The sequence below is a fragment of the Streptomyces sp. Tu 3180 genome, from assembly GCF_009852415.1.
GTDB lineage: Bacteria > Actinomycetota > Actinomycetes > Streptomycetales > Streptomycetaceae > Streptomyces.
Window position 1 is genome coordinate 2331096 of record NZ_WOXS01000002.1, and the last position, 12579, is coordinate 2343674.

General features: G+C 75.1%; 11 protein-coding genes. 6 read left to right on the plus strand and 5 right to left on the minus strand.

Features of this window, described 5'->3' with window-relative positions; genetic code table 11:
• Positions 1-237 precede the first annotated feature (237 nt).
• Genes GL259_RS11415 through GL259_RS11440 form a run of 6 tightly spaced genes read left to right on the plus strand, consistent with a single transcriptional unit; the run spans position 238 to position 7181 of the window.
• Entirely contained in the window at positions 238-1362 is a 1125-nt protein-coding gene (locus tag GL259_RS11415) for an ADP-ribosylglycohydrolase family protein (RefSeq protein ID WP_166461469.1), read from the plus strand.
• A complete protein-coding gene (locus GL259_RS11420) occupies positions 1359-2594 on the plus strand; it encodes an ADP-ribosylglycohydrolase family protein (RefSeq protein ID WP_166461470.1) in 1236 nt (411 codons plus the stop codon). The genes GL259_RS11415 and GL259_RS11420 overlap by 4 nt, the downstream gene beginning before the upstream one ends.
• Before the next feature lie 7 nt (positions 2595-2601).
• Complete coding sequence (locus GL259_RS11425) at positions 2602-3783, plus strand: ADP-ribosylglycohydrolase family protein (protein WP_159531740.1); 1182 nt, start codon at positions 2602-2604, stop codon at positions 3781-3783.
• A complete protein-coding gene (locus GL259_RS11430; RefSeq protein WP_159531742.1) occupies positions 3771-5138 on the plus strand; it encodes an ADP-ribosylglycohydrolase family protein in 1368 nt (455 codons plus the stop codon). The genes GL259_RS11425 and GL259_RS11430 overlap by 13 nt, the downstream gene beginning before the upstream one ends.
• A gap of 40 nt (positions 5139-5178) precedes the next feature.
• Complete coding sequence (locus tag GL259_RS11435; RefSeq protein WP_159538555.1) at positions 5179-6354, plus strand: CoA transferase; 1176 nt, start codon at positions 5179-5181, stop codon at positions 6352-6354.
• Positions 6351-7181, plus strand: coding sequence for a CoA ester lyase (locus tag GL259_RS11440; protein WP_159531744.1), 831 nt, complete (start codon positions 6351-6353; stop codon positions 7179-7181). The genes GL259_RS11435 and GL259_RS11440 overlap by 4 nt, the downstream gene beginning before the upstream one ends.
• A gap of 87 nt (positions 7182-7268) precedes the next feature.
• Here the strand turns inward: GL259_RS11440 and lgt are convergent, their stop codons facing one another.
• The 5 genes from lgt to trpC all read right to left on the minus strand — a co-directional run bounded on the left by lgt (position 7269) and on the right by trpC (position 12578).
• The gene (lgt, locus tag GL259_RS11445) at positions 7269-8354 is read right to left on the minus strand and encodes a prolipoprotein diacylglyceryl transferase (protein WP_159531746.1); all 1086 of its coding nucleotides are present in this window, start codon (positions 8352-8354) and stop codon (positions 7269-7271) included.
• Positions 8355-8446: 92 nt separating this feature from the next.
• Complete coding sequence (locus tag GL259_RS11450; protein ID WP_166461471.1) at positions 8447-9223, minus strand: thioredoxin domain-containing protein; 777 nt, start codon at positions 9221-9223, stop codon at positions 8447-8449.
• Between the two features lie 120 nt (positions 9224-9343).
• Positions 9344-10162, minus strand: a complete 819-nt coding sequence (gene trpA / locus GL259_RS11455; protein ID WP_159531750.1) for a tryptophan synthase subunit alpha — start codon at positions 10160-10162, stop codon at positions 9344-9346.
• A complete protein-coding gene (gene trpB, locus GL259_RS11460) occupies positions 10159-11445 on the minus strand; it encodes a tryptophan synthase subunit beta (RefSeq protein WP_159531752.1) in 1287 nt (428 codons plus the stop codon). Before trpB ends, trpA begins: the two co-directional genes overlap by 4 nt.
• A 323-nt stretch (positions 11446-11768) precedes the next feature.
• Complete coding sequence (trpC, locus tag GL259_RS11470; protein ID WP_159531756.1) at positions 11769-12578, minus strand: indole-3-glycerol phosphate synthase TrpC; 810 nt, start codon at positions 12576-12578, stop codon at positions 11769-11771.
• Position 12579: the final 1 nt, after the last annotated feature.

The window sequence follows — 12579 nt, forward strand, 5'->3', positions numbered from 1 at the left end:
CTTGGACTTGTTCTACTTTTCGACAACACCCAATGTACGTCGCGGAATTCCCCGCCGCCAGCAAGGAAAGGCTGGGCTAACCTGCGGTTTTGTCGATTTCGCTCGGTTGCGTGAACGCTCGCTCACATGTCGACCGGGTGACGCTGGGGCTCATGAGGCTGCGCCGGGCACCGCACCGGGGACAGATCCGCAAAGGGCCTCGCGCCTCTCGGGGCGCCCCTGAGAGGAGAGCCGCGCATGGCATCGACCGCCCGCACCCCCCCGGTCCCGGCGCTCGGGAACGCCGTCGGGCTCCGCGAACGGGCCCGCGGCGCGCTGCTCGGCCTGGCCGTCGGCGACGCGCTGGGCGCCCCGGCCGAGAACATGAAGCCCTCCGAGATCCGTGCGGCCTGGGGCCGCATCACGGGATACGTGGCCGAGCACCCCGCGGGCACGGACGACACCGAATACGCGATCTTCTCCGGCCTGCTGCTGGCCCGGCACGGCCACGCGCTCACCCCGGCGCACGTCGAGGCGGCCTGGCACGAGCTGATCGCCGACCGCGCCGAGGGTCCCTTCCGGGGCGCCGGCTTCAGCGAGCGCGGCACGCTGGAGAACCTGCGCCGGGGGCTGGCCGCGCCCATCTCCGCCCAGCACCGGCACGCCTGGAGCGACGGGCTGGCGATGCGGGCGGCGCCCTGCGGGGTCTTCGCGGCCGGCCGCCCCGACGAGGCGGCCCGGCTGGCGGCCGTCGACGGCTCGGTCAGCCACGACGGCGAGGGCATCTACGGCGGGCAGGCGGTCGCCGCGGGCGTCGCGGCGGCGATGGCCGGCGCACCGGTGGTCGCGGTCGTGGCCTCCGCCCTGGCGGTGGTCCCGGACGACTCCTGGACCGCCCGCTCGCTGCGCCGCGCCGTCACCGCGGCCCACCTCGGCGAACGCGCGGTCCGCTCGGCGGTCGTGATCGGCGGCTACCCCTGGACCGACCTGGCCCCCGAGGCGGTGGCCCTCGCCTTCGGCGCCTACGCGGCGGCCGACGGCGACTTCGAACAGGCGGTGCTGACGGCCGTCAACATGGGGCGCGACGCCGACACCACGGCGGCGGTCGCGGGCGCCCTGGCGGGCGCGACGCGGGGCGTCCGCGCGATCCCGGAGCCCTGGGCGGCCGCCATCGGCCCGGCCCGCGGCAGCTGCCTGCCGGCGATGGCGGGACACCACGTCCTGGACGTCGCGGACCTGCTGACGCCGGGCGGGGACGGGGGACGGGACGGAATACGGGACGGGGAGGGGCGCGCACCGGGCGAGGTGCCGCTGCGGGGCGACGGGCCGGCCCCGGACGCCTTCGTCCTGGCCGCGGACGACGAGACGGAGGCGCCCTCGTGAACCCGCCCGAACCCGCGGCCGCCGACGGCGCCCGGGTCCCCCAGGGGCCACCCGCCCCCGGCCGCGCGACCCGCACGGGCGGCGCGGCCGGAGCCGGACGTCCCGCACCGCCGCCGCGGGCACGCCGCGTCGAGGGGCTCCTCCTCGGCCTCGCCGCCGGCGACGCCGCCGGATGGCCCGCCGCCCGCCACCGCGCCGCGCGCATGCCCGAGTGGACCCGGCGCCTCACCCGTGAGCTGGACACCTTCGCCGAGCAGAACGCGACCACCACCCTCCCCGTGCCGATCGCCCTCAACCAGCCCCCGGAGCCCCTGCGCCTCGGCCCCTCCGACGACGCCGAGTGGGCCGCGTTCGCGGCCGAGGCGATGCTGCTGGCCGGTGACGGCGACGCGCTCGGGAATCTGAGCAGGGAGCGCCGGACGCGCGCCGCCATCGATCTGACCTGGAACGCCGTCGCCGCCGAGGTCGCCGCGGCCACCGAACGCGCCCCCGAGATCGAGTCGGCGGTCCTCCCCCTGCGCGCCCGCATCTCCGTGCGGGCCGGCCTCGGCAACCTGGCCGCCGGTCTGCGCCCGCCCGCCACCGGCCACGACAACCCGCACTACTTCGACGACGCGGCCTGCGTACGCGCCTGCGTGCTGGCCGTGGCCCACCCCGGCGACCCCGAGGGCGCGGCCGGACTCGCCGAGTTCGACGCCCGCTACACCCAGGACGGCGACGGGGTGCGCGGCGCCCGCGCCATGGCCGCCGCCGTCTGTCTCGCGCTGGCCGGAGCGGACGCGCACGCGTGCGTGGCCGCCGCGCTCGCCGAGCTGCCCGAGGAGACGGAGATCGGCCGCAACGCCCGGCACGCGCTGGGGCTCGCCGCGGCCGCCGACGGCGCCTTCGCCCTCGTCCCGCCGCTGGAGCACCAGATCGTCGACCACGTCTACAGCTACGGCATCGCCGCCGCCGAGACCGTCCCCGTCGCCCTCGCCCTGACCACCGCCGCCCACGGCCGGATCGCGGAGGCGGTCCCCGCGGCGGCCTGCCTGTCGCGGGTCGCGGACTCCGCCCCGGCGCTCGTCGGCGCCCTCACCGGCGCGCTGGGCGGCGGCGCGGCGATCCCCGCGACGTGGCGGGAGAGCTGCCGCGTCCTGTCCGGCTGCGCGCTCCCCCGGCTCACCGGCACGGACCTGGTGGAACTCGCCGGGCTCCTGGAAGCCGTACAACCGGCCCCCCTCGGGGGATGATTCGGACATGACGCGCGAAGAGGCAGAAAACCGTGACCGGGGCGCGCCCCTGGACGAGCGGATCACCGGCGCCCTCGTGGGAGCCGCCGTCGGCGACGCCCTCGGCGGCCCGGTCGAGGGCTACTCCCCCGAGCAGATCGTCGAACGCCACGGCGGACGCGTGCACGGCGTCGTCGGCCCCTGGAACGGCGACGCCTGGCGCACCGCCCGCCCCATCGCCCCGTACCACAAGGGCGACGGCCACGTCACCGACGACACGTTGATGACGCACGCCCTGGTCCGGGTCTACACGACGGTCCGCGACCACCTGGACGCCCACGCGGTCGCCGACCACCTGGTCCCGGACCTGATGACGAACCCGCGCTGGATCCCGGAGCTGGAGGCGGAGGCACTCCTGCTGCACCGCGTCTTCCTCGCGGAGAAGTGGCTGGTGGCCCGGCTCCACTACGGCCACGCCGACCCGCGCGAGGCGGGCGTCGGCAACATCGTCAACTGCGGTGCCGCGATGTACATGGCGCCGGTCGGCCTGGTCAACGCGGCCCACCCGGAGGCCGCCTACGCCGAGGCGCTGGACGTCGCGGGCGCCCACCAGTCGTCCTACGGGCGGGAGGCGGCCGGGGTCCTCGCGGCGGCCGTCGCGGCGGCGTGCGCGCCGGGCGCGACACCGGACTCGGTGGTCGCCGCGTGCCTGTCCCTGGCGAAGGACGGCACGCGGGCGGCGATCGAGCGGGTCTGCGAGGAGGCGTCCCGGCACACGGACTTCGAGTCGGCGCTGCGTCCCCTGCGGGAGGCGGTGGCCCCCTACGACACCGTGGGCCCCGACTACCGCTCCCCGTCCCTGGGTGCCCGCCGCCCGTCCCGGCTGCACGCGATCGAGGAACTGCCCGTGGCGCTGGGCATGGTGGTGGTGGCCGGCGGCGACTTCCGGCACGCGGTGCTGGGCGCGGTGAACTACGGCCGCGACTGCGACTCCATCGCCACGATGGCCGGTGCCGTGACCGGTGCCCTCGGCTCGCCGGTCCCCGAGGACTGGGCCAAGACCGTCGCCGAGGCCAGCCGCCTCGACCTGTGGGAACCGGCGGTCGCGCTCACCGGCGTGGCCCGCGAGGTCTTCGCCCGGGACGTGCGGCGCCGCCGGGCCCACGAGCGGGCGTTCGCGGAGCTGGGGGGTCCGGGATGCTCCGGCTGACGTGGGTGCAGCCGGAGGACCTGGTCGGCCACGAGCTGCGCCAGGCGGTCCAGGACGGCCGTGAGCCCTCGGCCGTCGCGGCCCGCTGGCGGGCCGCGGGCGGCCCCGAGGCCCCGGTCGGCGCGGGCGCGTCCCCGCGGCCGGCGTCCCGCTACCTCCGCCTGCTGGCCACCGACCTGCTGGACGAACTGGCCGACCTGCCCAGCGCGCTGGCGGACGACGAGCCGACCGACCTGGCCGGGATCCGGGCCCTGTGCCCCGACTGGCCGCAGCCGCCCGCGCCCGCCCCCTCCCCGCCGGACCCCGAACGCCTCGAAGCCGCCTGGCTCGGCCGGGCCGTCGGCTGTCTGCTGGGCAAACCGGTCGAGAAGCTCCCCCTCGACGCCATCCGCAGCCTCGCCCGGGCCGCCGGCAACTGGCCCCTGACGGCCTACTTCACCGCCCGCGGTGTCCCGGAGGAGCTGCTGGCCCGCCACCCCTGGAACCGCCGCTCGGCGGCCACCTCCCTCGCCGAGAACATCGACGGCATGCCCGAGGACGACGACCTCAACTACCCCCTGCTGGGCCTGATCGTCCTCAGGCGCCACGGCCGGGCCTTCACCACCGCGGACGTGGCCCGCGTCTGGCTCGACGAACTCCCCGCCGGCCGCGCCTTCACCGCCGAGCGCGTCGCCTACCGCAACCTCCTCTGCGGCCTGGAACCCCCGCTGACCGCCCGTCACCACAACCCCTTCCGCGAGTGGATCGGCGCCCTGATCCGCGCCGACGTGCACGGCTGGACCAACCCCGGCGACCCGGCGGCCGCCGCCGCGCAGGCCCACCGCGACGCGGTCCTCACGCACACCGCCAACGGCGTCTACGCGGCGATGTTCACCGCGGCCGTCGTCGCCGGCGCCGCCACCGGCGCCCACGACGTCCACGCCTGCCTGCGCACCGGCCTCACGGTCGTCCCGCCCCGCTCCCGTCTCGCCCGGGCCGTCCGGCGGGCCGTGCGACTGGCGCGCGAGCACGCCGACTTCGCCACCGTCGTCGACCTGCTGCACGACACCTACGCGGCGACCCACCACTGGGTGCACGCCGTCCCCAACACCGCCCTGATCGCCGCCGCCCTCACCCACGCCGACGGCGACTTCACCGGCTCCGTCTGCCGCGCGGTGTCCGGAGGCTGGGACACCGACTCCAACGGCGCGACGGCCGGCGGCGTCGCCGCCCTGCTCGCCGGTTCGCCGCGCGCGCTCCCCGAACGCTGGACGGCCCCGCTGAAGAACCGGCTGGCGACCTCCGTCGGCGACTTCCACGGCACCGGCTTCGACACCCTGGCCCGTCTGACCCACCTGGAGGCCACCCGCCCATGACCCCGCCCGACCCGACCGCCCCGCCCCCGCCGGTCCCCCGCTGACCGGCCTGCGCGTCCTGGACCTCGCCACCCTCTTCGCCGGACCCCTCGCCGCGACCCTGCTCGGCGACTTCGGCGCGGAGGTCGTCAAGGTCGAGCACCCGAGGAAACCCGACCCCTGCCGCGGCCACGGCCCGTCCAAGGACGGTGTCGGCCTCTGGTGGAAGGTGCTCGGCCGCAACAAGCGCACCATCACCCTGGACCTGTCCAGACCCGGCGGCCGGGCCACCCTCCTGCGCCTGGCCGGGACCGCCGACGTGATCATCGAGAACTTCCGCCCCGGCACCCTGGAGAAGTGGGACCTGGGCTGGCCCGAACTGTCCGCCGTCAACCCCCGCCTGATCCTGGTCCGGGTCACCGGCTTCGGGCAGTTCGGTCCGTACGCGCACCGCCCGGGCTTCGGCACCCTCGCCGAGGCGATGAGCGGCTTCGCGGCGATCACCGGCGAACCGGACGCCCCGCCGACGCTGCCGCCGTTCGGCCTGGCGGACTCCATCGCGGGCCTGGCCACGGCGTACGCGGTCATGACCGCGCTGGCCGGCCGCGACCGCACCGGCGAGGGCCAGGTCGTCGACATGGCGCTGATCGAGCCGATCCTCACCGTGCTCGGCCCCCAGCCGACCTGGTACGACCAGCTCGGTCACGTCCAGCCCCGCACCGGCAACCGCTCCCAGAACAACGCCCCCCGGGGCACCTACCTCACCGCCGACGGCACCTGGGTCGCCGTCTCCACCTCGGCCCAGTCGGTCGCCGAGCGCGTGATGCGCCTGGTGGGCAGGCCGGAGCTGATCGACGAGCCCTGGTTCGCCACCGGCGCGGACCGGGCCCGGCACGCGGACGTCCTGGACGAGGCGGTCGGCGGCTGGATCGCCCGGCACACCCGCGCCGACGTGCTCGCGGCCTTCGAGAAGGCGGAGGCCGCGGTCGCCCCCGTCCAGGACGTACGGGACGTGATGGCGGACCCGCAGTACCGGGCCCTGGACACGATCACCACGGTCGACGATCCCGAGCTGGGCCCGCTGCGCATGCAGAACGTCCTCTTCCGGCTCTCCGGCACCCCGGGCGCGATCCGCTGGGCCGGCCGCCCGCACGGCGCGGACACCGAGGAGGTCCTGACCGGGCTGGGCCTCACCCCGGACGACCTCGCGGCGCTGCGCGCGGAGGGCGCCCTGTGACGGGGTTCCCGCTGACCTGGCTGTACGTCCCCGGGGACCGTCCCGCCGTGGTGGCGAAGGCGCTCGCCTCCGGCGCCGACGTGGTGGTGATCGACCTGGAGGACGCGGTCGCCCCGGACCGCAAGGACTACGCCCGCGCGGCCACCGCCGAGCTGCTGCGCGACCCGCAGCCGGTCCCGGTCCACGTCCGCGTCAACGCCCCGGGCGGCCCCTGGGCCGAGGCCGACCTCGCGGCCGTCGTCCCGGCCCCGGGCCTGTCCGGTCTGCGGCTGCCCAAGGTGACCTCCCCCGCCGAGGTCGTGCGCGTCGCGCGGCGCGCCGTGTCCGCGCGCGGCGGTGCGCTCCCCCTGTACGCCCTGCTGGAGTCGGCCCTCGGCGTCGAGCGGGCCCACGCCGTGGCCACCGCCCACCCCTCCCTGCGCGGCATCGCGATCGGCGAGGCGGACCTGCGGGCCGACCTGGGGGTGCGCGACGACGCGGGCCTCGACTGGTCCCGCTCCCGCGTGGTCGTGGCCGCGCGGGCGGCGGGCCTGGCTCCGCCCGTCCAGTGCGTCCACCCGGACATCCGCGACCTGGAGGGCCTCATCGCCTCCTGCGCCCGCGGCCGCGCCCTGGGCTTCCTGGGCCGCGCCGCGATCCACCCCCGTCAGCTGCCGGTCATCGAGCGGGCCTACCTCCCCGGCGAGGAGGAGATCGAGCAGGCGGAGACGATCGTCAAGGCGGCGGCGACCGAGCAGGGCGCCCAAGCCCTGCCCGACGGCAGGTTCATCGACGCGGCGGTGGTGGCGGCGGCCCGGCGGACCCTGTCCCTGGCCCGCAGGACCTGATGCCGGAGGGCGCCGGGACCACCGCCCGGCACACGCCGAGGGCGCCCGGAACGTCTCCGGGCGCCCTCGGCTTCGTGCGGCGGGCCGTCAGCTCTTCTTCGCCGAACCGGCCCCGTCCCTGGAGTCCTCGGAGTCCTCGGAGTCCTCGGAGTTCTCGGCGACCTTGGGGTCCTCGGGGCTCCCGGCATCACCGGGGGCCTCCTCCGCCGCGGCGCCGTCCCCGGCGCCCGGCGAGTCCGCGTCCTTCTTCTCCGCGGTGTCCTGCGTGGCGCTCTCCGCGGTGTTCTCCGTGTCGTTCTTCTCCGCGGCGTCCTTCTCCGCGTCCCCGGCCTCGCCGGCACCGGCCTCGCCACCGGGGGCTCCCGGCTCCACCGTCGTCTCGCGCCCCGGCCGCTTCCTCGCCGACAGCACGATGTACAGCACCGCGAGCAGGAACACGACGACCGAGGTCCAGTTGTTCAGCCGCATGCCCAGGACGTGGTGGGCCTCGTCGACGCGCATGTACTCGATCCAGAACCGGCCCACGCAGTACGCGGCGACGTACAGTGCGAACGCCCGTCCGTGGCCGAGCCCGAAGCGGCGGTCCGCCCAGATCACCAGCAGCGCCACGCCGACGCACCACAGCGACTCGTACAGGAACGTCGGGTGGTACGTGCCCGGGACCCGCCCGTCGGCGGAGGAGGTGATCTCCACCGCCCACGGCAGGTCCGTGGCCCGCCCGTACAGCTCCTGGTTGAACCAGTTGCCCCAGCGTCCGATCGCCTGGGCGAAGGCGATGCCCGGCGCGACGGCGTCGGCGTAGGCGGGCAGCGGGATGCCCCGGCGCCGGCAGCCGATCCACGCGCCCAGGGCACCGAACGCGATCGCGCCCCAGATGCCGAGGCCGCCCTCCCAGATCTTGAAGGCGTCCACCCAGTCGCGGCCCTCGCTGAAGTACAGCTGGTAGTCCGTGATCACGTGGTAGAGCCTGCCGCCGACGAGGCCGAACGGCACGGCCCAGACGGCGATGTCGGCCACCGTGCCGGCCCGCCCGCCCCGGGCGATCCAGCGCTTGTTGCCGAGCCAGACGGCTACGAAGACGCCGATGATGATGCAGAACGCGTAGCCGCGCAGCGGAACGGGGCCGAGGTACAGCACCCCGCTCGACGGGCTGGGAATGTAGGCAAGTTCCATGGCAGGGTCGACGCTACCGTGCCGGACCGGCCGCACGGCGGGCAGCCCGGCTACGGCTCCATAACAGGACCGCGGGAATTCCGGGGGCGGTGCTAGCCCTCGTTGGCCTCCTGCACCATCTGCTTCAGCTTCTCCGGGGTCATCGAGCGGTCCTGGTAGATGTTCTCGCCGTCGAACAGGACGGTCGGCGTGCCCGTGAAGCCGCCCTTCTGGAAGGCGTCGTGGGACTTGGCGACCCAGCTGTTGTGCTTGCCGTCCTCGACGCAGGAGCGGAAGGCGGGGGTGTCCAGGCCGTCGACCTTGCCGGCCAGCTCGATGAGCCTGTCGTTGTCGGCGAAGGCGTCGTCGCTCTCCATCGGCTGGTTGTCGAACAGCACCTTGTGGTACGCGTCGAACTTCCCGGCGTCCTGGGCGCAGGCGGCGGCGTTGGCCGCGTTGCGGGAGCCGGTGCCGCCCATGCCGCCGTCGATGAGGGTGACCAGGTGGTACTCCACCTTCAGCCGGCCCGCTTCGGCCAGCTCCTGGACGGTCGGGCCGTAGGCCTGCTCGAAGGCCTTGCAGGCGGGGCAGCGGAAGTCCTCCCACACCGTGAGCGTGGCCTTGGCGTCCTCCTCGCCGACCGGGATGACGGTGCCGCCCTCGCCCGTCGCGCCCGAGGGCGCCACGACCGGGCCCGCCGAGTCGCTCCCCTCGTCCTCGCCGGAGTTGGCGGCGACGACGCCGATCACCGCCGCGAGCCCGAGGACACAGACCACGCTCGCGCCCACGATCAGACCGCGGCGCCGCTTCTCCGCCGCCTTCTGCTTCTCGCGCTCGACCGCCAGCCGCTCCCGGGCGGTGCGCTTTCCCTCACGATTCTTCTCGCTCACACCCCGCAGAACGAACCGGGGAGGCGCACCGCGCCTCCCCGGCCGCAGGTCCACCCTTACGAGGGACCCGTATGACTGCCTGCGGACATCCGGCCGCTCGCGCCGTCCGTCGCGCCGTCCCTACGCCTGTCCGCGCACACCCTTGGCGAGGTCGCCCGCGAGCGCGCGGACGGCCTCGAGGCCGGCGGCGTGGTCGGGGGCGTCCAGCATCCGCTTGACGAAGGCCGAGCCGACGATCACACCGTCGGCGAAGCCGGCGACCTCGGCGGCCTGGGCGGGGGTGGAGACGCCGAGCCCGACGCAGACCGGCAGCCCGGTGCCGGTGGCCCGGGTGCGTTCCACCAGGTCCCGGGCCTGCGAGCTGACCGACTCACGGGTGCCGGTGACGCCCATCAGGGAGGCGGCGTAGACGAAGCCGCTGCCGGCCGCGGTGATCTCGGCGAGCCGCGCGTCCCTGCTGCTGGGCGCGACCACGAAGACCGTGGCGAGGCCGTGCTTGTCGGCGTGCTCCCGCCACAGCGCGGACTCCTGGACGGGCAGGTCGGGCAGGATGCACCCGGCGCCGCCCGCCTCGGCGAGTTCGGCGGTGAACCGTTCGACGCCGTAACGGTCGATGGGGTTCCAGTACGTCATGACGAGGACCGGCTTCCCGGTGGCCTCGTACGCCTCACGGACGGTGCGCATCACGTCGGCGATCCGCACGCCGCCGCGCAGGGCGATGTCGTCGGCGGTCTGGATGACGGGACCGTCGAGGACGGGGTCGCTGTGCGGCAGACCCACCTCCACGACGTCGGCGCCGGCGTCGAGGACGGCCCTGACCGCCTCGATGCCGCCGTCCACGGTCGGGAACCCGGCCGGGAGGTAGGCGATGAGCGCCGAGCGCCCCTCGGACCTCGCCGCGGCGAGGGTGTCCGTCAACAACTGGATGTTGCCGCTCACTTGGCGTCCCCCTCGATCTCGGCGGTGGTGCCGGCCTCGTCGGCGGCGACCTCGGCGTCGGTGTCGTACAGCCCGAAGTAGCGGGCGGCGGTGTCCATGTCCTTGTCGCCGCGGCCGGACAGGTTGACGACGATCAGCCCGTCCCCGCCCAGTTCCCTGCCGACCTCCAGGGCGCCGGCGAGCGCGTGGGCGCTCTCGATGGCCGGGATGATGCCCTCGGTGCGCGACAGCAGCCGCAGGGCCTGCATCGCGGCGTCGTCGGTGACCGCGCGGTACTCGCCGCGGCCGGAGTCCTTGAGGTAGGCGTGCTCGGGCCCGATGCCCGGGTAGTCGAGTCCCGCCGAGATGGAGTACGGCTCGGTGATCTGGCCCTCGTCGTCCTGGAGGACGTAGGAGCGCGAGCCGTGCAGGACGCCGGGCTCGCCCGCGGTCAGCGTGGCCGCGTGCTCGCCGCTCTCGACGCCGTGTCCGGCGGGCTCGCAGCCGATGAGGCGGACGCCCTCGTCGGGGATGAACGCGTGGAAGAGGCCGATGGCGTTGGAGCCGCCGCCGACGCAGGCGACGGCGGCGTCGGGCAGCCGGCCGGCCCGCTCCAGCAGCTGGCGGCGGGCCTCGACGCCGATGACGCGGTGGAAGTCGCGGACCATCGCCGGGAAGGGGTGCGGCCCGGCGACGGTGCCGAAGAGGTAGTGGGTGCGGTCGACGTTGGCGACCCAGTCGCGGAACGCCTCGTTGATGGCGTCCTTGAGGGTGCGGCTGCCGGACTTCACGGCGATGACCTCGGCGCCGAGCATGCGCATCCGGGCCACGTTGAGGGCCTGGCGCTGCGTGTCGATCTCGCCCATGTAGATGGTGCAGTCGAGGCCGAACAGGGCGCAGGCGGTGGCGGTGGCGACGCCGTGCTGGCCGGCGCCGGTCTCGGCGATGACGCGGGTCTTGCCCATGCGCTTGGTCAGCAGGGCCTGGCCCAGCACGTTGTTGATCTTGTGGGACCCGGTGTGGTTGAGGTCCTCGCGCTTGAGGAAGATCCGGGCACCGCCCGCGTGTTCGGCGAACCGCGGTACCTCGGTGAGGGCGCTCGGGCGGCCGGTGTAGTGGACGAGCAGGTCGTCGAGCTCGCGGGCGAACTCGGGGTCGGCCTTGGCCTTGTCGTACTCGACGGCGACCTCGTCCACGGCGGCGACGAGCGCCTCCGGGATGAACTTGCCGCCGAACGCGCCGAAGTAGCCTTCGGCGCTGGGGAGTCGGCCCTCCGGATCGGGGACGAAGAACTGGCTGGGCATGCGGAAACCTCACGGTGAGTGTGTGGTGGGCACTGTTCGCCGTGGGGGCGGAGCTCGCTGCGCGGCCTCAGGTCATCCGTGGCCGGCCGCGCTCGTGCGACGCATGTGTCGGTACAGCCCCGCGCCCCTGGAAGGGCGCTGCCATCGCCGTCCGTTGACCTGTCCCGGCTCGTCCCCGATGACGTAGCGCACCCTGCGGCCGTGCACGCGCCGTGCGGGCGCACGGCAGCCCCGGGGCCGGCAGCCGCGCGCGAGGCGGGCGTACGGGTCCCTGGCCGCGAGGGTGATCGGAAGCGTCATCTCGGTGCCAAGCCTACCGGGGGTCAGCTCCGCCCGTGCCGCAGCGCGGGGTGCTCGCCGGCCGCCACCAGGTCGGAGACCGCCGCCTTCGGGTCGCGTCCGGTGACGAGGGACTCGCCGACCAGGACCGCGTCGGCGCCGGCGTTGGCGTAGGCGATGAGGTCGTGCGGGCCGCGGACGCCGGACTCGGCGACCTTGACCAGGTGGGCGGGGATCTCGGGGGCGACCCGCTCGAAGGTGCCGCGGTCGACCTCGAGGGTCTTGAGGTTGCGCGCGTTGACGCCGATGACCTTGGCGCCCGCGTCCACCGCCCGCTCGACCTCGTCCTCGTCGTGCACCTCGACGAGCGGGGTGAGGCCGATGGACTCGGCGCGCTCGATCAGCGACTCCAGGGCCGGCTGGTCGAGGGCGGCGACGATCAGCAGCGCGAGGTCGGCGCCGTACGCGCGGGCCTCCCAGAGCTGGTACGAGGTGACGATGAAGTCCTTGCGCAGCACGGGGATGTCCACGCGCGCGCGGACCGCCTCCAGGTCGGCCAGCGAGCCGCCGAAGCGGCGCTGTTCGGTGAGGACGGAGATGACGGCCGCGCCGCCCGCCTCGTAGTCGGCGGCGAGTCCCGCCGGGTCGGCGATCGCGGCGAGCGCGCCCTTGGACGGGCTGGAGCGCTTGACCTCGCAGATCACCTTGACGCCGTCGCCGCGCAGGGCGGCCGCGCCGTCCTTGGCCGCGGGAGCCTTCGCCGCGCGCTCCTTGAGCTCGTCGAGGCTGACGCGCGCCTGCCGCTCCGCGAGGTCGGCACGGACTCCGTCGATGATCTCGTCGAGCACACTCACG

Bases quoted from the DNA above. Each gene is read 5' to 3' on its own strand.
- trpB (WP_159531752.1), bottom strand. From the start codon at position 11,445: ATGCCCAGCCAGTTCTTCGTCCCCGATCCGGAGGGCCGACTCCCCAGC.
- lgt (WP_159531746.1), bottom strand. From the start codon at position 8,354: ATGGAACTTGCCTACATTCCCAGCCCGTCGAGCGGGGTGCTGTACCTC.
- GL259_RS11415 (WP_166461469.1), top strand. From the start codon at position 238: ATGGCATCGACCGCCCGCACCCCCCCGGTCCCGGCGCTCGGGAACGCC.
- GL259_RS11430 (WP_159531742.1), top strand. From the start codon at position 3,771: ATGCTCCGGCTGACGTGGGTGCAGCCGGAGGACCTGGTCGGCCACGAG.
- GL259_RS11425 (WP_159531740.1), top strand. From the start codon at position 2,602: ATGACGCGCGAAGAGGCAGAAAACCGTGACCGGGGCGCGCCCCTGGAC.